Source organism: Saccharopolyspora ipomoeae (genome assembly GCF_029952525.1).
Taxonomy (GTDB): Bacteria; Actinomycetota; Actinomycetes; order Mycobacteriales; family Pseudonocardiaceae; genus Saccharopolyspora; species Saccharopolyspora ipomoeae.
In genome coordinates this window covers 185379-205141 of record NZ_JASAOF010000001.1, presented here as the reverse complement: position 1 = coordinate 205141, position 19763 = coordinate 185379, and the positions used below count along the sequence as shown (strand labels likewise).

Here is a 19763-nt window from a genome sequence, read left to right as displayed (position 1 = left end):
AGGACGACCTCGATCTGTTGCCAGGCTCCACGAGCCGCGCAGTGAGCAGGACCTGCCCTGGAACGAGACCCTCGACGCGATCGATCGCGCCGCGAAAACCGGATAGGGATCAGATCCTGTCCCCTGACCCGGATTACGGCCGCAATCAGGTGCCGGATTACCGCCGTAATCAGGTGCCGGATTACCGCCGTAATCCGACGTTCGGCCTGGGTTCGGGCCCCGGGGAGCAGCAGTCGTGCGTCGTGCTGGGCACGGCGATCCAGCCGAGCAGCGGTGGTCGTGGCATTGCCGTCTCCCGAACGACTCTCGCGTTCGAGATCGTCGGTCCCTGACCCGGTGTCGAAAACCGCTGCATTCGCGTGTCGAAAACCCCGGTTTTCGTCGCGTGAAAACCGGGGTTTTCAACACCGGGTCAGGCCGGGGCGGTGGCTTCGAGGAGTTCGTCGAGGTCGACTGTGCGGGCTGTGTCGACGAAGGCCTTGGCGAGGATGGGTTCGGGGTCCCTGTCGTGGAGGACCAGGCCGATGGTCTTGCTGATCTCGGGATCCTTCAGGGGGACTGCTCGCATGCCCTCGGGGACGCCGAAGCGCAGCAGCCAGGAGTGGGGGAGGACCGTGGCCCACGGGCCCTCGCGGACGTGCGCGTAGAGGGCGCTGATCGAGTTGGTCTCGACCGCGGGTTGCGGGCGGGCCTGGGCCTGCTCGAAGACCGAGTTGAGGATGCGGCGGTTCTGCATGTCCTCCGAGAGCAGGCACAGCGGGAGCTCGGCGGCCTCCGCCCAAGTCGCGCTCTCGCGGTCGTCGAGCTCGTCCTCGGAAGCCAGCAGCAGGTAGCGCTCGTGGTAGAGCGGGACCGTGCGGACCCCGGTCAGCGGCTCGTTGTCGATGTAGGTGACGCCGACGTCGAGCCCGTACTGCGACAGCCCCCGCTGGATCTCGATGGAGGTCATCGAGCTCACCTGCACCCGCACCCGCGGCTGGTCCTGGCACAGCAGCGAGGTCAGGATCGGCACCACGCACAGCGCCGTGGGGATGCAGCCCATCCGCAACCGGCCGCTGAGCCCCTCCCGCATCGCCCCGACGTCCTCGATCAGCGCGTCGCGCTCGGCCAGGATGCGGTAGGCCCACTTCAGGATCCGCTCGCCTTCGGGGGTGAACCCGATGAAGCGGTTGCCGCGCTGGATGATCTGGACGTGCAGCTCGGCCTCCAGCTTGCGGATGGCCGCCGACATCGCGGGCTGCGAGATGAAGCAGGCCTCCGCGGCGCGGGCGAAGTGCTTCTCGCGCGCGAGGGTGGTCAGGTATTCCAGTTGCCGCAGCAGCATGCGGGCATGCTAGTCCCGCGCACGAGCGCAGTTGGCGCCCGCTGGTGAGCGCGGTCGGCGAAGTCGCGCGGCGTGGTCGGCCGAAGCGGATGCCGGATCCCTCGATTCGTCTTCCACAACTACCCGAACGGACGGTTTTCCCTGGGGAGCAACGAGATCAATTGCACGTGCGGTCACTGCCCCAAGTGGATGGCCGTTGTTGCTTCCACACGTGACAACCCCTTAGCGTGATTGGGGTCACGCCCAGTGGGGCGATGGCGCATGTCCGAATGACGACGAGGAGGTCGTGATGGCCGGCTTGGTCCCGCCGTTGGAAATCGCATCGAGCAGCCGTGGCGGAGATGCGCTGACCACCACCTCCGCCGTCGCCAAGGCCTGGGAGGCCTTCGCCACCGGAGACGACGTCACCGCGTCGGTGCGTCCCGAGATCCTCGCGTCCTGGTACCGGTGCCGAGATCAGTACGAAGTGGATCCGAGCCTGAACGCGGCGCCACCCGCACCCGGGCATCACGACCACGGGCCGGACAACGACGTCATCTTCACCCAGCTCGGCGGGCTGGGTGCCCTGGCGGGGCGCGACGTCGAGCTCGACGGCGGCGTCGTGGCCGTCACCGACGGGACCGGGCGCATCCTGGGCACCTGGGGCGACCCGTCGGCCCGGCGACGAGCCGAGGTGTCGAACATGGCGCCCTGGTCGTCGTGGTCCGAGAAGGCCACCGGCACCAACGGGATGGGCACGTCCTTCGAGGTCCCGGGCCCGGTCACGGTCACCGGCGCCGAGCACTGGTGCGAAGGGCTGCACCAGTGGGACTGCGCGGGCATCGCCATCCGCGACGTGGTGACCGGGACGGCCATCGCCTCGATCAACATCTCGCGCTGGGGCGCGACGCTCTCCGGGCAGGTCCCGACGTGGCTGCAGAACGCCGCGGCCGGGATCGAGCAGGAGATCCACCGCAGAGCCGTCGGCGAGGCCAAGCGCGCCGTCGCCGCCTTCAAGCAGGAGCGCACCGATTCGAGCGGCCCGCTGGTCGCCCTCGACCGGGGCGGCAAGATCATCGCCGCCAACGCCGCCGCCCTGGCCATGCTGCGCCTGCCGGGCGACGCCCCGGCCTCGCGCGGGGCGCTGGAGCCCGGCGAGCGCTCCCGCCCGGACATCCCCGAGCTCGACGACGTGGTCCGCTGGGCCGCCGGCCGCGCCGCGCAGAATCCACAGTGGAGCGGGTACGCCCAGCTGGGCGTGGCCTCCGAGGGCACCATGCCCGCCACGATGCGGCCCATCACCGAGGCCAACCGCGTCGTCGGGATGCTCTGCGCGTTCGGGTTGCAGGAGGGCGAACCGTACGGTCGGGCCGGTGAGGGCGCCGCCGTGCCCATGCCGCCCCGGGTCATCGGGATACGCAACGACCGACTCGTGCTGCTGGCCCCGTCGGAGATCCGCTACGCCGAGGCCGACCGCAACACCGTGTGGCTCAGCACCGACCGCGGCCGGATACTGGCCGCCACCCGGGGGCTGGACCACGTCGACCAGGCGCTGACCCGCCACGGGTTCCGCCGCGTTCACCGCCGCTTCCTGGTCAACCTCCGCCGGGTCGCCGAGGTCGAGCGCGGCACCAAGGGCGAGCTGTTCCTCGTCACCGACCCGCGGGTGCCCGAAACCGTGCCCGTCTCCCGGCGTCACGCGCCGGAAATCCGTCGCCTCTTGGGTGTTTGACGAGCCGCACGCGCTGCCGGAGCGGGCGATCACGCGCACGCTCGAACCGCACCGCTCGTAGTCCCGGCGGTGCCGCTCGTTGGCAGTTCCACGCCGCCGGTCGGCGATCGGTTGTCACCGCGATGACCGATCGCTGAGGCTGTGAACTGCCTGAACACCGAACTGCGAGGAGGCATTCATGACCTGGGAGACCCCTACCTACACCGTGATCGACGTCTGCGCCGAAGTCACCGGCTACTACCACCAGGGCTGACGGTCGATCGTGCTCATCCACTGCCTGGGAGTCGCGGCAGGTGGCGGGTACCCGCAGTGGAACTGCGCCTGCGCCGGATGCCGCAAGGCCCGCACAGCACCGGAGCGCGCTTCGGCGCACGCGGGTCTGGCGGTGTCCGGCACGGGTGACCGCTGGTACCTGCTCAACGCCACTCCCGACGTGCACCACCAGATCGCCGCCGATCCGCGCCTGCACCCCGGACCCGGGGCGCGGGACACGCCGGTGGCCGGGGTGCTGCTCACCGACGCCGAGTTCGACCACACGATCGGACTGCTGGTGCTCCGCGAGGGCTCGGCCCTCGAAGTGCACGGCACGGCACCGGTGCTGGCGGCGCTCACCGACCACTTCCCGGTGCGCGACCTGGTCGCCGACTACGCCGACTTCCGGTGGCGGACGGTGCACGTCGGCAAGCCCGTCGACCTGGACGAACGCCTCCAGGTGACGGCGTTCGCGACCGGGAGCAAACCGCCGCGCTACGTCGGGCACCACGCCGGGCCCGGCGAGTGGGAGACCGGGTACGTGCTGCACGACCCGGTCAGCGGCGGCACCGCCGTGTACGCGCCGGGCGTGCCGCGGTGGGACGAGCACTTCGCCGAGCAGGTCGCCGACGCCGATTGCGTGTTCGTCGACGGGACGTTCTGGACCGACGACGAGATGGCCCGGCAGGGCACCGGGGACCGCCCCGGGAGGTCCATGGGCCACATGCCCATCAGCGGTCCGGACGGATCGGCGCGGCAGCTGGCCGCGCTGCCCGCCCGCCGCAAGATCTACGTCCACGTCAACAACACCAACCCCATCCTCGACGAGAGCTCCGCCGAACGAGCCGAACTCGCGGCGCAGGGCATCGAGGTGGGACGTGCCGGTCTGGAGGTCGAACTATGAGGCCCTGGTCGTCGGAGGAGTTCGAGGCCGAGCTGCGGGCGGTGGGCGAGGCGCGCTACCACCACCTGCACCCGTTCAACCAGCGGATGCACGCCGGTGACCTCACCGAGGAGGAGTTCCGCGGCTGGGTGCGCAACCGGTTCTACTACCAGATCAACCTGCCGATCAAGGACGCATTCATCCTCACCAAGCTCCCGAACGGGGCCGAGCGGCGGCGGTGGATCAAGCGCATCACCGACCACGACGGCACCGCCGACACCGAGGGCGGCATCGAGCGCTGGGTGCGGCTGGGCGCCGCGGTCGGGCTGTCCCGCGAGGAGCTGCACGACGTCCGCACCGTGCTGCCCGGGGTGCGCTTCGCCGTCGACGCCTACGTCGACTTCTGCAGGCACAAGCCGTGGCTGGAGGCCGTTGCCTCGGCGATGACGGAGCTCTTCGCGCCGGACCTGCTCAGCCGCCGCATCGTCGACGTGGAGAAGCACTACCCGTGGCTGGACTCGCGCGGGCTGGAGTACTTCCGGACCCGGCTGACGCAGCAGCCCGCCGACATCGAGCACCTGCTCGGCCTGGTGCTCACGCACGCCGACACCCGCGAGAAGCAGGAGGCGTGCCTGCGCTCGCTGGAGTTCAAGTGCGACGTGCTGTGGACCCTGCTCGACTCGGTGCAGCTCGCCTACGGCAAGGACCAGTGATGGAACCTGAGAGCAGACCTCGCCTGGTGACCAAGGCGATGCTCAAGCACGACAAGGTCCGCGACGCCGACCTGCTGCTGCTCCCGGAACGGGTGGTCGAGCTCAACGCGTCGGGTTCGGCGATCCTGCGGCTCTGCGACGGCGACCGGACGGTGCGCGAGATCGTCGAGGTGCTGGAGGAGCAGTTCGGCGCCACCGGGCTCACCGACGACGTGCTGGCGTTCCTGCGCGACGCCCGCGACCAGGGATGGGTGGTGGTCGCATGACCTCCGCGCCCTACGGGCTCCTCGCCGAGCTCACCCACCGGTGCCCGCTGCACTGCCTGTACTGCTCCAACCCGCTGGAGCTGCAGGCGCGCGAGAGAGAGATGGGCACCGAGGACTGGCTGCGGGTGATCCGCGAAGCCGCGGACCTCGGCGTCGTGCAGGTGCACTTCTCCGGCGGCGAGCCGCTGCTGCGCCCCGACCTCGCCGAGCTCATCACCGAGGCGCGCGGCTGCGAGCTCTACACGAACCTGATCACCAGCGGCCTCGGTTTCACCGAGCAGCGGGCGAAGTCGCTGGTCGAGGCCGGGCTCAACAGCGTGCAGCTCAGCGTCCAGGGCGAGAACGCCGAGGCCAGCGAGCTGGTGGCCGCCACCAAGCGGTTCGACAAGAAGCAGGAGGCGGCGCGGATCATCGCCGCCGCCGGGCTGCCGCTGAACATGAACGTCGTGCTGCACCGGCTCAACCTCGACCGGCTGGACTCGATCATCGACGTCTGCCGCGAGTGGGGCGCCGAGCGGCTGGAGCTGGCCAACACCCAGTACTACGGCTGGGGCCTGCTCAACCGGGACGTGCTGCTGCCGAGCCGCGAGCAGCTGGCCGCGGCCGAGCAGGTCTACCGGCGTCGCAAGGCCGAGCTGGCCGGGACGATGGAACTGCTGTGGATCCTGCCGGACTACTACGAGCCGTTCCCGAAGCCCTGCATGGGCGGGTGGGCCGCCACGGCGCTCACCGTCGCGCCCGACGGCGGGGTGTACCCGTGCCCGGTGGCCGCGGACATCGACACGCTGGAGTTCCCGTCGGCGATGGAGCACCCGCTGGACTGGATCTGGGCGAAGTCCCCGGCGTTCGAGGCGTTCCGGGGCACCGACTGGATGCCGGACCCGTGCCGGTCGTGCTCCCGCAAGGAGATCGACTTCGGCGGCTGCCGCTGCCAGGCGTTCGCGCTGACCGGCGACGCCTCCCGGACGGACCCGGTCTGCACCTACTCGCCGGACCACCACCTCATCCAGGACGCGGTGGACAAGGCCAACGCACCTCGACCCACGCCGCCGGAGCCGGTCTACCGCAGGGTCACGACCTCGACGCGCTGAGCCCCGCGCGACAACACCCCGGCGCCCTCCGCGGCGTCCGGGGTGTCGGGGCGTCCGGGGTGTCGGGGTCGGTGGTGCTGCGGGGCGCGGTGCGCGGCATGGGACGGTTCCAACCGGAATCGCCCGGGATTCAGGGGTGCGAATCCCGGGCGATTCCGGCTAGAACCGTCCCTCAGGCGTTGCTGATGTCGACGTGGACGACGATCTCGTCGCCGGTGACCTCCACCTGGTGGGTGCGCAGGGGCTCGGTCGCCGGCGGGCAGAGCGGTTCGCCGTTGCGGACGTCGAAGCGGGACATGTGCATCGGGCATTCCAGCGACGTGCCGTCGAAGTGGCCTTCGCTGAGGATCGCGTAGGCGTGCGAGCAGACGTCGTCGATGGCGTAGAGGCGGCCTGCGACGTTGAACACCGCGACCGGGGGCATGGTGCGCAGGCGTCGCACGGTGCCGGGCGGCAGCTCGTGGATCCCGCACACTCGGACTCGATGCGTGGCCCGGGGCATCGACGCTCTCCCTTTCACCGGACTCCGGGGATGACGGTGCCGCAAGGCCCTCCCGAACCGCCCGGGGCGAGAACCCCGGTTCTCGTCGCGCGAAAACCGGGGTTCTCGACCACCGGCAGGTCGGGCCTTGCGGCACCGGATCTAGCCACGTGGTGGGAGAGGTCGATCAGTCCTCGGACCGGTAGAAGTAACCGGTGACCTCAGCGCAGACGTCGACCACGGTGTAGGCGGGGGTTTCCCAGGTCATCGCATCTCCTCGGGTTTCGCGGTCCGCCGGAGTTCGTTTTCCGGCGGCGGGAATCGGGTTTCGACAGCAATTCCCCGATTCGCCGTCGGATTCGAAGTTAGGCGCCTTCGGAAACGCCGGGCAAGGCGAACGGGACGAGTGCGCGGCAACCCCGGACGAACGGCGCGGGAGGACCAACCAGCGGCGCGCCGGAGAAATGATCAAGGATTGACGCAGACGGGTGAAAACGCTGGTCGCGACCGGTCTCGCAGCGTCCGCGGATTTCGCCGGGGCCGGCCGGAAAAAGCGCGAGGAATGCCCCTGTCCAGCGAAGATGTCACGAATTCGGTGACGGTCGGTGCACGGCGATACTCCGCGCTTATCGCTGCATAAACGAGCGTGCGTTGAACTCTGCGTCCGGCGGCGCGACGGTGGACCCAATCTACAACGGAGTGGAGACGCAGATGACGAGAGCGGAACGGGTGCGCGGCGTGGTCGAAGCGCACCGGGGCGAACGCGGGGCGCTGCTGCCCATCCTGCACCACCTCCAGGAGGAGTTCGGCTGGATCGATCCGCAGGCGGTTCCGATCCTGGCCGAGGAGCTCAACCTCTCGCGAGCCGATGTCCACGGGGTCATCTCGTTCTACGGCGACTTCCGCTCCGAGCCCGCGGGCACCACCACCGTGAAGATCTGCCGCGCCGAGGCCTGCCAGTCCGTGGGCGCCGAGCAGCTCGTGGCCGACGCCGAGCAGGTCTTCGGCGTCAAGATCGGCCAGACGACGCCGGACCGGTCGGTCACCCTCGACCAGGTGTTCTGCCTGGGCAACTGCGCGCTGGGGCCGTCCGCGCAGGTCAACGGACGATTGCACGGCCGCGTCGACCGCAGCCGCCTGGTGGAGATCCTCGCGGAGGGCAGCGCATGATCACCGTCCACGTCCCCCAGGACTCCGCCGCGGTCTCGGTCGGCGCGAACGAGGTCGCCGCGGCGATCCAGCGCGCGGCCGACGAACCGATCCGGCTGGTGCGCAACGGCTCTCGCGGCATGCTCTGGCTCGAACCGCTGGTCGAGGTCGAGACGAGCCGAGGGCGCGTCGGCTACGGCCCGGTCACCCCGGGCCGCGTGGAGGAGCTCATCGCCGCCGGGATGCTGCGCGGCGCCGAGCACGAGCTGCGCCAGGGCGTGGTCGACGAGCTGCCGTGGATGCGCGACCAGCAGCGGCTGTGCTTCGCCCGCGTCGGCATCACCGACCCGCTGTCCACATCGGACTACGAGGCGCACGGCGGGCTGCGCGGGCTTCGCGCGGCGCTGGCCGAGCAACCCGCCCAGGTCGTCGAGGAGGTCACCGCCTCCGGCCTGCGCGGCCGCGGCGGCGCCGGGTTCCCCGCCGGGATCAAGTGGAACACCGTGCTGCAGGCCGAGGGACCCGACAAGTTCATCTGCTGCAACGCCGACGAGGGCGACTCGGGCACCTTCGCCGACCGGATGCTCATGGAGGGCGACCCGTTCTGCCTCATCGAGGGCATGACCATCGCCGCCCACGCCGTCGGCGCCACCGAGGGCTACCTCTACGTCCGCTCCGAGTACCCCGACGCCGTGCGCACCCTGCGCCGCGCCATCGACGCCGCCTACGCCGTCGGCTGGCTCGGCGAGGGGATCCTCGGCTCGGACCTGCGGTTCGACCTGTTCGTGCGGGTCGGCGCGGGTGCCTACATCTGCGGCGAGGAGACCTCCATGCTGGAGAGCCTGGAGGGCAAGCGCGGCATGGTGCGCGCCAAACCGCCGATCCCGGCGATCACCGGCCTGTTCGGCAAACCCACCGTGGTCAACAACGTGCTCACCCTCGCCAGCGTCCCGGCGATCCTCGCCGACGGCGGCGAGGCCTACGCCGAGCTGGGCGTGGAGCGCTCGCGCGGCACCCAGGTCTTCCAGCTGGCGGGCAACGTCAAGCGCGGCGGCGTGTTCGAGTCCGCCTTCGGCATCACGATCGACGAGCTGGTCAACGGCTACGGCGGCGGCACCCGGTCGGGGCGGCCGGTGCGCGCGGTGCAGATCGGCGGACCGCTGGGCTCCTACGTGCCGCCCGAGCGGTTCGGCCTGCCGATGGACTACGAGGCGCTGGGCGAGGCGCAGGCGATGCTGGGCCACGGCGGCATCACGGTCTTCGACGACACCGCGGACATGGCGGCGATGGCGCGCTTCGCGTTCGAGTTCTGCGCCGAGGAGTCCTGCGGCAAGTGCACGCCGTGCCGGGTCGGCGCGGTGCGCGGCGTGGAGACCGTCGACCGGATCGTCGGCGGCCAGGACCGCGACGGCAACCTCGCCGTCCTCAACGACCTCTGCGAGCTGATGACCGACGGATCGCTGTGCGCGATGGGCGGGCTCACCCCGAACCCGGTGCGCAGCGCGCTGGAGCACTTCCCCGAGGACTTCCAGAAGGAGGCGAAGTAGCGATGGGCCTGTTGAAGGAGCCCGACTTCGGCACCCCGGCCCGGACGGGGGAGGCCACCGTCACCGTCGAGATCGACGGGGTGCCGGTCACCGTGCCCGAGGGCACGTCGGTGATGCGCGCCGCCGCCGAGTCCGGCACCGACATCCCCAAGCTGTGCGCCACCGACAGCCTGGAGGCGTTCGGCTCGTGCCGGCTGTGCCTGGTGGAGATCGACGGCCGCAAGGGCACCCCGGCCTCGTGCACCACGCCGGTCACCGAGGGCATGAAGGTCAGCACCCAGACCCCGCGGCTGGAGAAGCTGCGCCAGGGCGTCATGGAGCTCTACATCTCCGATCACCCGCTGGACTGCCTGACCTGCGCGGCCAACGGCGACTGCGAGCTGCAGGACATGTCCGGCGTGGTCGGCCTGCGGCAGGTCCGCTACGGCTACGAGGGCGAGAACCACCTCGACGCGCCCAAGGACACCTCCAACCCCTACTTCGACTTCGACGCCTCCAAGTGCATCGTGTGCTCCCGCTGCGTGCGCGCCTGCGACGAGGTGCAGGGCACGTTCGCGCTGACCATCGAGGGCCGCGGCTTCGACTCCAAGGTCGCGGCCGGCCAGGGCGATCCGTTCCTGGAGTCCGACTGCGTGTCCTGCGGCGCCTGCGTGCAGGCCTGCCCGACGGCCACGCTGCAGGAGAAGTCGGTGGTCGACCTCGGCATGCCGACCCGGTCGGTGCTGACGACCTGCGCCTACTGCGGCGTGGGCTGCTCGTTCAAGGCCGAGCTGCGCGGCGACGAGCTGGTGCGGATGGTGCCGTACAAGGACGGCGGCGCCAACGAGGGCCATTCCTGCGTCAAGGGCCGCTTCGCGTTCGGCTACGCCACCCACCCGGACCGGCAGCTCAACCCGATGATCCGGGAGAGCATCACCGACGAGTGGCGCGAAACCGACTGGGACACGGCGATCTCCTACGTCGCCGAGAAGTTCCGCGCCATCCAGGCCCGGCACGGCACCGATGCGATCGGCGGCATCACCTCCTCGCGCTGCACCAACGAGGAGGTCTACGTGGTGCAGAAGATGGTGCGGGCGGCGTTCGGCAACAACAACGTCGACACCTGCGCGCGGGTGTGCCACTCGCCGACCGGCTACGGGCTCAAGCAGACCTTCGGGACCTCCGCCGGGACCCAGGACTTCCGGTCGGTCGCCTCCTCCGACGTGATCGTGGTGATCGGCGCGAACCCGACCGACGGGCACCCGGTGTTCGCCTCGCGGATGAAGCGCCGGTTGCGGGAGGGCGCCAAGCTCGTCGTGATCGACCCGCGGCGCATCGACCTGGTGCGCAGCCCGCACATCGAGGCATCCCACCACCTCCAGCTCTCGCCGGGCACGAACGTGGCGATGGTCAACGCGATGGCGCACGTGGTGGTCACCGAGGGGCTGACCGATTCCTCGTTCGTGGCCTCGCGCTGCGAGGGCTTCGACGAGTGGGCGGAGTTCATCGCGCGGCCGGAGAACAGCCCCGAGTCCGTGGAGTCGATCACCGGAGTGCCGGCCGAGCAGGTCCGCGAGGCCGCGAGGCTCTACGCCACCGGAGGCAACGGCGCGATCTACTACGGCCTGGGCGTCACCGAGCACAGCCAGGGCTCGACGATGGTGATGGGCATGGCCAACCTCGCGATGGTCACCGGCAACATCGGCCGCGACGGCGTGGGCGTGAACCCGTTGCGCGGGCAGAACAACGTGCAGGGCTCGTGCGACATGGGCTCGTTCCCGCACGAGCTCGCGGGTTACCGGCACGTGGCCGACGACGCGGTCCGCGAGGTGTTCGAGAAGCTCTGGGAGCGGCCCATCCTCGCCGAACCGGGGTTGCGGATCCCGAACATGTTCGACGCCGCCGTGGACGGCAGCTTCCACGGGTTGTTCGTGCAGGGCGAGGACATCGCCCAGTCCGACCCCAACACCCAGCACGTGCAGGCGGCGCTGTCGGCGCTGGAGCTGGTGGTCGTGCAGGACCTGTTCCTCAACGAGACCGCCAAGTTCGCGCACGTGTTCCTGCCGGGCACCTCGTTCCTGGAGAAGGACGGCACGTTCACCAACGCCGAGCGGCGGATCAACCGGGTCCGCCCGGTGATGGTGCCGAAGTCCGGCAAGGACGAGTGGCAGGTGGCCTGCGAGATCGCCCAGGCGATGGGCTACCCGATGCACTACGACCACCCGCGCGAGATCATGGACGAGATCGCCGCCGTGACACCGACTTTCGCGGGCGTGTCGTTCGGCAAGCTGGACGAGCTCGGCAGCGTCCAGTGGCCGTGCAACGACAAGGCGCCCGAGGGCACGCCGATCATGCACGCCGACGAGTTCGTGCGCGGCAAGGGGAAGTTCGTGCTCACGCCGTTCGTGGCGACCCGCGAGCGCAGCACCCGCCGCTACCCGCTGGTGCTCACCACGGGCCGGATCCTGTCGCAGTACAACGTCGGCGCGCAGACCCGGCGCACCGCCAACGTGGCCTGGCACCCGGAGGACGTGCTGGAGATCCACCCGCACGACGCCGAGGACCGCGGCATCTCCACGGGCGACGTGGTGAACCTGTCGAGCCGGGTGGGCACGACGTCGCTGCGCGCGAAGGTCTCCGACCGGATGCCGGTGGGCGTGGTGTACACGACCTTCCACCACCCGGTGACCGGCGCGAACGTGGTGACCACGGAGAACTCCGACTGGGCCACCAACTGCCCGGAGTACAAGGTCACCGCGGTCCAGGTCGCCCGCGAGGCGAGCCGGCAGCAGGCGGCGGCCGAGGAGCGCGAGGCGGTGATGAGCGAGTGAGCGACGACGTCTCCCCGCAGGTCCGGATGGCCAACGACATCGCCATCCAGTTCGCCCACCTGCCACCCCGCCAGGCCGCCCGCGAGGTCGCCCACCACATCAGGATGTTCTGGGACCCGCGGATGAGGACCGAGCTCGACCAACTCGTCGACACGCCTCCCCAGGACCTCGACCCGCTGGCCCTCGAAGCGGCCCGCCTCCTCCGCAACGCCCACGTCACCCCCTAGAACCCCGCTCCCACCACACCCCGAGGGGCCCGCCACCTCCCGGCGGACCCCTCGGGTCGAAAACCGCGGTTTTCGCGCGTCGAAAACTGCGGTTTTCGCGCGACGAATGCCGGGGTTTTCGACGCGGGGTGCGGGGGTAGGTCTCGGGCAGGTGATGACGCGTTCGGAACGGGAGGAACTCATGCCGCAGAGAGCGTGGTCCGCCAAGGAAGAGCGGCAGTACGAGCACGTCAAGCAGGGTGCGAAGGAGCACGGGTCCGGTGAGGGCAGAGCGGAGGAGATCGCCGCGCGGACCGTGAACAAGAACCGGGCGCAGAAGGGGACCGCCCGGCAGCGGAGCAAGGTCTCCACCGAGGACATCCCGCCGCAGCGCCGGGGCGGCAAGCGCTCCGGCAACCGCGAGGGCCCGGGCGGGCGGACCAAGCGGCAGCTCTACGAGGACGCCAAGCGCGAAGGCGTCGAAGGCCGCTCGAAGATGAGCAAGGAGGAGCTCGAGCGCGCCTTGGCCCGCCGCTGAGGCGTTTCCGTTCGGAAACGGATGGAGGACTTCACATTCGTCGCGGAACCGCGTCGCGACCGGCCACGTCGGAGCGGTGTGTAAGCGGCGACTCAGCGCATCGGCACCGGTCACGAGCCGAGAACCGTTGCGCGAGAGGAAATGTGGAGTTCACCGATGTTGACCGAACGAACCAGCGAGTTAGCCCGATTATCCGAATCGCTGGCCGACTGCGAGCGCGGTCGCGGCCGCGTCGTGCTCATCGGCGGTGGCATGGCCACCGGCAAGACCGCGCTGCTGGACGCCCTCGGTGACCTCGCGGGCGAGCGCGCGACCGTGCTGCGGGCCGTCGGTTCCCGGGCCGAGCGGGACCTGCCGCTGGGCGTGATCACCCAGCTGCTGGCCGATACCGGGCAGGAGGTGCGCGAGCGCGCCGCCTCGCCGCTCGACGCCCGCGCGCTGGAGGAGATCGGTGCGCTGCTGACCAGCAGCGACCCGCTGGTGCTGGCCGTGGACGACGTGCACCTCGCCGACCCCGAGTCCCAGCAGGTGCTGCTCTACCTGCGCAGGCGGATCGCCTCGTCGCGCGTGCTGCTGGTGCTCACCGAGCGGGAGCGGCCGAACCTGACCCGCGAGTCGCTGCACGCCGAGCTGGTCCGGCAACCGGACCACCGGATCGACCTGGCCCCGCTGTCGGAGTCCGGGGTCGCCGAGCTCATCGGCGACGCCGACCGCGCCGCCTCCGCGCTCGCGCTCACCGGTGGCAACCCGTTCCTGCTGCGCGCGCTCGTCGAGGACGGGCTGGCGGTCGGGCCCCGCTTCCGCCGCGCCGTGCTGGACTGCCTGACCCGATGGGACCCGGACTTCCTGCCGGTCGCCGAGGCGGTGGCGATCCTCGGCGAGGAGTCGTCGCGGGAGCTGGTCGCCGAGCTGCTGGAGCGCAGCGCCCGCGCCGTCGGCCCGGTCCTGGACGCCCTCGGCGCCGCCGGCCTGCTGCGCGAGCACCGGTTGCGCAATCCGGACGTGGTGCTGGAGAGCCTCGGCGCCGCCGAGGCCGCGCGGCTGCACGCGCGCGCCGCCGAGCTGCTGCACCGGCGCGGCGCCCCGGCCGTCGAGGTCGCCCGCCACCTCACCGCTGCCGGTGAGGTGCCCGGCCGGTGGGCGTTGCGCCCGCTGCGCTACGCCGCCGAGCAGTCCCTGATCGACGACGCCGAGCTGGCCGTCGGCTGCCTGCAGCTCGCGCTGACCGCCACCGAGGACGAGGGCGAGCGCGTCGAGCTGCGCGGCGTCCTGGTGCGCGCGGCGTGGCGGATCAACCCGTCGTTGGCCGTGCGCCACCTCGGCCCGCTCGCCGACCGGCGGGACCTGTCCTGGCGCGACGCGGTGCCGGTCGCCCGGCTGCGGCTGTGGCAGGGCGAGCAGCCCTGCGACCTGCTGCGCGCCACCCGCGCGCACGCGGGTGAACCGCACCCGCGCGCCGCCGCCGAGCTGCGCATCGCCGCCGAGTGGATTTACGGCGCGCTGCCCGAACCGGCGGCGCTGGAGGTCGGCGAGACCCGCTGGCAGCACACCGCGCACCTGATGGGGGCCTGGACCCGGGACGCACCGGGCGAGGTGCTGCGCGCCGCCGAGCACGTCCTGCAGAGCTGCGCCGGGGACGTGCTGCCCGAGGCCGCGGCCGCCGCCGTGCTCGCCCTGGACCACGCCGGGCACACCGAGCGCGCCCAGCACTGGTGCGAGACCGTGGCCGCTCAGTCCCGCAGGCAGGGTGCCACCACCGCCCGGGCGCTGATCACCGCCGTGCGGGCGGACATGTCGTGGCGGCGCGGCGACCTCATCGCGGCCGAGACCCAGGCCCAGGAAGCTCTGCGGCTGCTGCACCCGCAGAGCTGGGGCGTGCTGGTCGGGCTGCCGAACTCGACGCTGATCCTGGTCAACTCGGCGCTCGGGCGCCACGACGTGGCCGCCGAACTGCTGGCCAGGCCGGTGCCGGAGGAGATGGCCGGCACCACCTTCGGGGTCCGCCACCTGCACGCCACCGGCAGGCACGCGCTGGCCACCGGCCGCACGCTGGCCGCCCTCGACGCCTTCGAGCGCGTCGCCGCCCGGATGCGCCGCGGCGACCCGGCGGTGCCGACCGCGATCCCGTGGCGCAGCGACCTCGCCCAGACCTACCTGCTGCTGGGCCGCCGCAGGGAGGCGCGCGACCTGGTCGCCGAGCAGCTCGGCCACGACACCGGGGGCGTGCGCATCCGCGCGATCGCCTTGCGGGTGCTGGCCGCCTGCAGCGAACCTCGCCAGCGCGTGGCGGTGCTCCGCGAGGCCATCGGACTGCTGGAGCGGGTCGACGACCGGCTGGAGCTGGCCCGCGCGCTGGCCGATCTCAGCCAGGCCCACAGCGAGCTCGGTCAGCTCAGCAACGCCCGCCTGGTGCTGCGCAAGGCCGATCAGATGGCCAAGTCCTGCCAGGCCGAGGTCCTGCCGCACCGCCTCCGCGACCACCTCGACCCCCGCCCGGAACCCGCTCCCGCCCCGGCAGGCGCCCCGCTGCTCAGCGAGGCCGAGCGCAAGGTCGCCGAGCTCGCCGCGCGCGGTCAGACCAACCGCGAGATCGGCCGCCGCCTCTACATCACCGTCAGCACCGTCGAGCAGCACCTCACCCGCGTCTACCGCAAGCTCAACGTCCGCAAGCGCACCGAACTCCCGGCAGAACTCTCCAGAGTGAACGACAACGACGACGACGGACGAGTTCTCCAGTCCCGCTGAGGCATTTTCACCTCGATGGAGCAGCCGTCGATTCGGGTTCCGTTCCGCTGGGCGGTGTTTCGAGAAGCGGTTGTTGACGGTACGGGTGCGTAATGCGACCATCGTCCGCACTGCCGGACCAGCCGTCGCCGTTTTCGCTCGTGCACGTGCACTTCTCGGTCTCGTTCCTTCGACGTTCGTGAAGAAGACGAATCTTCGACGTGGTGAATCGCCGCCTGCGCGGGGGGAGGTCGGTCGATGGCGAGTTCAGCGCTGTCCGGGATCGGCGTCGCCGTCGGCTCCTTCTACCGCTTGTCCGCCGAGGTGTTCCGGCAGGGATTCCGGCGTCCCTTCCAACTCCGGGAGTTCCTGCAGCAGTCCTGGATGATCGTGAGCGTGTCGGTGGTGCCGACGCTGCTGGTGGCCGTCCCGTTCTGCGTCATCGTCGTCTTCCAGCTCAACCAGCTGCTCACCGAGATCGGCGCGACCGACCTGGCCGGGGCGGGCGCCGGGTTGGCGGTGGTGCGCGAGATCGGGCCCATGGTCAGCGTTCTGGTGGTTGCCGGAGCAGGGGCGACGGCGATCTGCGCCGACCTGGGGGCGCGCAAGATCCGCGACGAGATCGAGGCGCTCAGCGTGATGGGGCTCAATCCCGTGCAGCGCCTGGTGGTTCCCCGGGTGCTGGCCTCGACGGTCGTGGCGCTGGCGCTCAACGGATTGGTCACCTTCGTCGGGTTGGCGGGCAGCTTCCTGTTCTCGGTGCTCGTGCAGAACGCGAGCGCCGGGCTCTTCCTCGCGAACCTGACGCTGCTCACCGGAATCGATGATCTCCTCGTCAGCGAGTTGAAGGCGGCCGTGTTCGGATTGCTCTCCGGACTCGTCGCCTGCCACCTCGGGCTCAACGCCAGGGGCGGGCCGAAGGGCGTCGGAGATGCGGTGAACCAGACCGTCGTGTTCAGCTTCATCCTGCTCTTCGCCGCCAACTCCCTGATCACCGCGGTCTTCCTGCAGGCGAGGGGGTGAGCGCGGTGGCGATCGGGGAATCCAAGCGCTCCCGGGTGATCCGGGTGCCGCTGCGCAAGCTGGAGGACACCGGGCGGCAGGTCGTCTTCCACGGCCGCGTCTACGCCTCGGTGCCCACGGCGCTGCTGCGCTACAAGCGCGAGGTCGTGCGGCTCATCGCCGAGGTCAGCCTCGGCACCGGGGGACTGGCCGTGATCGGCGGGACCGTGGTGATCGTGGTGTTCATGACCGCCGCCATCGGCGTCGAGGTCGGGCTGCAGGGCTACTCGTCGCTGGCCAACATCGGCGTCGAGGCGCTGGCCGGGTTCGTCTCCTCCTACGCCAACACGCGGGAGGCCGCGCCGGTCATCGCCGGGGTGGCGCTGACCGCGACCGTGGGCGCCGGGTTCACCGCGCAGCTCGGGGCGATGCGCATCAGCGAGGAGATCGACGCCCTCGAAGTGATGGCGATCCGGTCGGTGCCGTACCTGGTGACGACCCGGATCATCGCCGGGTTCGTGGCCATCATCCCGCTGTACTCGCTGGCCGTGCTCGGGTCGTTCGCCGCCACGAGGCTCGTCGTCACCGTCGCCTACGGCCAGTCCGGCGGCACCTACGACCACTACTTCAGCGCCTTCCTGGTGCCCTCCGACCTGCTGTGGTCGTTCGTCAAGGCGCTGACCATGTCGGTCGTGGTGATGTCGGTGCACTGCTACCACGGCTTCGCCGCCCGCGGCGGACCTGCGGGTGTCGGGCAGGCGGTGGGCAAGGCGGTGCGCGGCTCGCTGATCGGCGTGATGCTGGTCGACCTGCTGCTCGACCTGGCCATCTACGGTTCCGCCTCCTCGGTCCACATCTCGGGGTGAGGCCGGTGAATTCGCGGTACGTCCTCATCGGCGCCGGGTTCGCGGTGTTCGTCGCGCTGCTGGCGGTGCTGTCGGTCGCGCAGTACCAGCGGGCCTTCGACCGCGTCGTGCCGATCACCGTGCTCGCCGACCGCTCCGGGCTGCTGATGGAACCGGGCTCGCCGGTGAAGCTGCGCGGGGTCGAGGTCGGCTCGGTCGGCGAGGTCACCAGCGACGGCACCGGCGCCCGCGTCGCCGTCGAGCTCGATCCCGAGCAGGCCGAGCGGATCCCCGCCGAGGTGACCGCGAACCTGGTGCCCTCCACGGTGTTCGGCGCCAAGTACGTGGAGCTGCGGCCCGGCCGCGACACCGGCGAGCACATCGCCGCGGGCGCGGTGCTGGACCGCACGCGCGTCAACGTCGAGCTGGACCACACCTTCGACCACGTCATGGACACCCTGCGCGGCGTGCCGCCGAGCAAGCTCAACGCGGCCCTGACCTCGGTGTCCGGGTCGCTGCAGGGCAACGGCGAGCGGATCCGCGCGCTCATCGCCGACACCGACGGCTACTTGCGCGCCTTCAACCCGAACCTGCCCGAGCTCGAATCCCGGTTGCCGCAGGTCACCGCCGTCGCCGAGCACTACCGCGACGTGACCGACGATCTCACCGCCACCGCGAGCAACCTCGGTGGCACCGGCGGCACGCTCGTCGAGCAGGAGCGGGCCTTCGCCGGGTTCCTGCTGTCGCTGACCGAGCTCGGCAACGGCACCGGCGAGTTCCTGGAAGCCAACGGCGACCCGCTGGTGTCCGCACTGGACGAATCGGAGCCGACAACCGGTCTGCTGCAGCGGTATTCGCCGGTCGTGCCGTGCTTCTTCGGCGGCGTGGTGCACAACGGCGACATCATCCGGGCCGTCACCGGCGGGCCCGAGTTCGGCGGGACGCACCCCAACACGCACGTCACCGTCAGCATGCTGCCCGGCATCCCCGCCTACCAGCACCCGCAGGACCTGCCCAAGACCGGCGTCGACACCGGGCCCGACTGCCACGGCCTGCCGGAGGTGCGGGGCATCCCGCCCTACGTCAACTACGACACCGGCGCGAACCCGTACCCCGGCACCGACGAGACCGTGCGGGTCAACCCGGAGCTGCTCGCGGTCTACCTGTTCGGCCCGCTCACGCCGCTGGGAGGTGGCCGGTGAGGGGAGAGGTCGTCAAGCTCGGGGTGTTCTTCACCATCGCCGCGCTCGCCGCCGGCTACATCGCGCTGCTGCTCGGCGAAACCCGCAGGGCCGGAACCGAAACCGAGGTGCGGGCCGAGTTCGCCGACGTGTCCTACCTCGAACCCGGCGACCCGGTGCGGGTCGCGGGCGTGCGCGTGGGGCAGGTCGAGGACCTGCGGATGCGGCCCGACGCGACCGTGCTGGTGACCATGACGGTCTCCGGCGCGCCCCCGCTGACCACCGGCACCCGCGCCGCGGTGAAGTACCGCGACCTCGTCGGCAACCGCTACCTGGAGCTCGCCGAGGGCGACGGCGGCGCGCCGCTGGGCGAGGCGGTGATCCCGCTGCAGCGCACCGCGCCCGCGCTCGACCTCGACGTGCTCGTCGGCGGCTTCCAGCCGCTGTTCCGAGCCCTCTCGCCGGAGCAGGTCAACCAGCTCTCCGGCTCGCTGATCCAGGTGCTGCAAGGTGAGGCCGGGGCGCTGGACTCGTTCCTGACCTCGCTGGCCTCGGTCACCCACGCCCTCGCCGACCGGGACCGGCTCATCGGCGACGTCATCGGCAACCTCGACGCCGCCCTGGCCACCTTCGACGCCCACGACCGGCAGGTCTCCGAGGTCATCGGGCAGACCCGGCGGCTCGTCGACGGGCTGGCCGCCGACCGCGGCTCGATCACCGGCGCCGTCGACCACCTGCACGGCCTCACCGCCACCACCGCCGACCTGCTGCCCCGGCTGCGGCCCGACCTGCGCGCCGAGATCGGCGACCTGCGCACCATCGCGGGCACCCTCAACGCGCACGACGAGGACGTGCGCTCCGCGCTGCGCGAGCTGCCCGAGGCTTACCGGCGGATCGGCCGGATCGGCGTCAACGGCAACTTCTTCAACGCCTACCTGTGCAGCGTCCGGGTGCGCACCAGCACCCCCACCGGCGGCTACCTCTACACCCCGTGGATCGACAGCGACGTGCGGCGCTGCGCCGAGGAAGGCGGGAACTGA

The 19763-nt window shown here is 71.0% G+C and carries 19 protein-coding genes; 17 read left to right on the top strand and 2 right to left on the bottom strand.

All coding sequences use genetic code 11. The features are described from left to right. Positions 1-41 precede the first annotated feature (41 nt). Positions 42-332 carry a hypothetical protein gene (locus QFW96_RS01030; RefSeq protein WP_281453551.1) on the top strand — a complete coding sequence of 97 codons (291 nt, stop codon included), beginning with the start codon at positions 42-44 and terminating at the stop codon, positions 330-332. 80 nt (positions 333-412) lie between these two features. On the opposite strand, the gene QFW96_RS01025 is transcribed toward QFW96_RS01030, so the two are convergent. After that, on the bottom strand, positions 413-1324 hold the full coding sequence (locus QFW96_RS01025; protein WP_281453550.1) for a LysR family transcriptional regulator: 912 nt from the start codon (positions 1322-1324) through the stop codon (positions 413-415). 289 nt (positions 1325-1613) lie between these two features. Here QFW96_RS01025 and QFW96_RS01020 point away from each other — a divergent pair, with 289 nt between their 5' ends. The 6 genes from QFW96_RS01020 to pqqE all read left to right on the top strand — a co-directional run bounded on the left by QFW96_RS01020 (position 1614) and on the right by pqqE (position 6240). Then, on the top strand, positions 1614-3035 hold the full coding sequence (locus tag QFW96_RS01020; RefSeq protein WP_281453549.1) for a DNA-binding protein: 1422 nt from the start codon (positions 1614-1616) through the stop codon (positions 3033-3035). A 178-nt stretch (positions 3036-3213) separates the two neighbouring features. Beyond that, complete coding sequence (gene pqqA / locus QFW96_RS30190) at positions 3214-3288, top strand: pyrroloquinoline quinone precursor peptide PqqA (protein ID WP_406693256.1); 75 nt, start codon at positions 3214-3216, stop codon at positions 3286-3288. Positions 3289-3297: 9 nt separating this feature from the next. Continuing rightward, positions 3298-4191, top strand: coding sequence for a pyrroloquinoline quinone biosynthesis protein PqqB (gene pqqB, locus QFW96_RS01015; protein WP_281453548.1), 894 nt, complete (start codon positions 3298-3300; stop codon positions 4189-4191). Next, entirely contained in the window at positions 4188-4883 is a 696-nt protein-coding gene (gene pqqC / locus QFW96_RS01010; protein WP_281453547.1) for a pyrroloquinoline-quinone synthase PqqC, read from the top strand. Before pqqB ends, pqqC begins: the two co-directional genes overlap by 4 nt. Then, positions 4883-5149: a pyrroloquinoline quinone biosynthesis peptide chaperone PqqD gene (gene pqqD / locus QFW96_RS01005; RefSeq protein ID WP_281453546.1), complete on the top strand. Its 267-nt coding sequence runs from the start codon at positions 4883-4885 to the stop codon at positions 5147-5149. The genes pqqC and pqqD overlap by 1 nt, the downstream gene beginning before the upstream one ends. After that, positions 5146-6240, top strand: coding sequence for a pyrroloquinoline quinone biosynthesis protein PqqE (gene pqqE / locus QFW96_RS01000; RefSeq protein ID WP_281453545.1), 1095 nt, complete (start codon positions 5146-5148; stop codon positions 6238-6240). Before pqqD ends, pqqE begins: the two co-directional genes overlap by 4 nt. 172 nt (positions 6241-6412) lie before the next feature. Here the strand turns inward: pqqE and QFW96_RS00995 are convergent, their stop codons facing one another. Next, positions 6413-6742, bottom strand: coding sequence for a bifunctional 3-phenylpropionate/cinnamic acid dioxygenase ferredoxin subunit (locus tag QFW96_RS00995; RefSeq protein WP_281453544.1), 330 nt, complete (start codon positions 6740-6742; stop codon positions 6413-6415). A gap of 690 nt (positions 6743-7432) precedes the next feature. On the opposite strand from QFW96_RS00995, the gene QFW96_RS00990 reads away from it, so the two are divergent. The 10 genes from QFW96_RS00990 to QFW96_RS00945 all read left to right on the top strand — a co-directional run bounded on the left by QFW96_RS00990 (position 7433) and on the right by QFW96_RS00945 (position 19763). Next, positions 7433-7891: an NAD(P)H-dependent oxidoreductase subunit E gene (locus QFW96_RS00990; RefSeq protein ID WP_281453543.1), complete on the top strand. Its 459-nt coding sequence runs from the start codon at positions 7433-7435 to the stop codon at positions 7889-7891. Beyond that, the gene (locus QFW96_RS00985) at positions 7888-9417 is read left to right on the top strand and encodes a formate dehydrogenase beta subunit (RefSeq protein WP_281453542.1); all 1530 of its coding nucleotides are present in this window, start codon (positions 7888-7890) and stop codon (positions 9415-9417) included. The genes QFW96_RS00990 and QFW96_RS00985 overlap by 4 nt, the downstream gene beginning before the upstream one ends. Positions 9418-9419: 2 nt before the next feature. Next, complete coding sequence (gene fdhF, locus QFW96_RS00980) at positions 9420-12227, top strand: formate dehydrogenase subunit alpha (protein ID WP_281453541.1); 2808 nt, start codon at positions 9420-9422, stop codon at positions 12225-12227. Beyond that, on the top strand, positions 12224-12454 hold the full coding sequence (locus QFW96_RS00975; protein WP_281453540.1) for a formate dehydrogenase subunit delta: 231 nt from the start codon (positions 12224-12226) through the stop codon (positions 12452-12454). Before fdhF ends, QFW96_RS00975 begins: the two co-directional genes overlap by 4 nt. A 181-nt stretch (positions 12455-12635) precedes the next feature. Continuing rightward, on the top strand, positions 12636-12971 hold the full coding sequence (locus QFW96_RS00970; RefSeq protein ID WP_281453539.1) for a plasmid stabilization protein: 336 nt from the start codon (positions 12636-12638) through the stop codon (positions 12969-12971). 156 nt (positions 12972-13127) lie between these two features. Continuing rightward, positions 13128-15716 carry an AAA family ATPase gene (locus QFW96_RS00965; protein ID WP_281453538.1) on the top strand — a complete coding sequence of 863 codons (2589 nt, stop codon included), beginning with the start codon at positions 13128-13130 and terminating at the stop codon, positions 15714-15716. 237 nt (positions 15717-15953) lie between these two features. Next, entirely contained in the window at positions 15954-16718 is a 765-nt protein-coding gene (locus tag QFW96_RS00960; protein ID WP_281453537.1) for an MlaE family ABC transporter permease, read from the top strand. Beyond that, positions 16715-17563 (top strand): MlaE family ABC transporter permease, encoded by an 849-nt coding sequence (locus tag QFW96_RS00955; RefSeq protein WP_425524700.1) that lies wholly within the window; start codon positions 16715-16717, stop codon positions 17561-17563. Before QFW96_RS00960 ends, QFW96_RS00955 begins: the two co-directional genes overlap by 4 nt. Before the next feature lie 5 nt (positions 17564-17568). Then, complete coding sequence (locus QFW96_RS00950) at positions 17569-18744, top strand: MCE family protein (protein ID WP_281453536.1); 1176 nt, start codon at positions 17569-17571, stop codon at positions 18742-18744. Further along, positions 18741-19763 (top strand): MCE family protein, encoded by a 1023-nt coding sequence (locus QFW96_RS00945; protein ID WP_281453535.1) that lies wholly within the window; start codon positions 18741-18743, stop codon positions 19761-19763. Before QFW96_RS00950 ends, QFW96_RS00945 begins: the two co-directional genes overlap by 4 nt.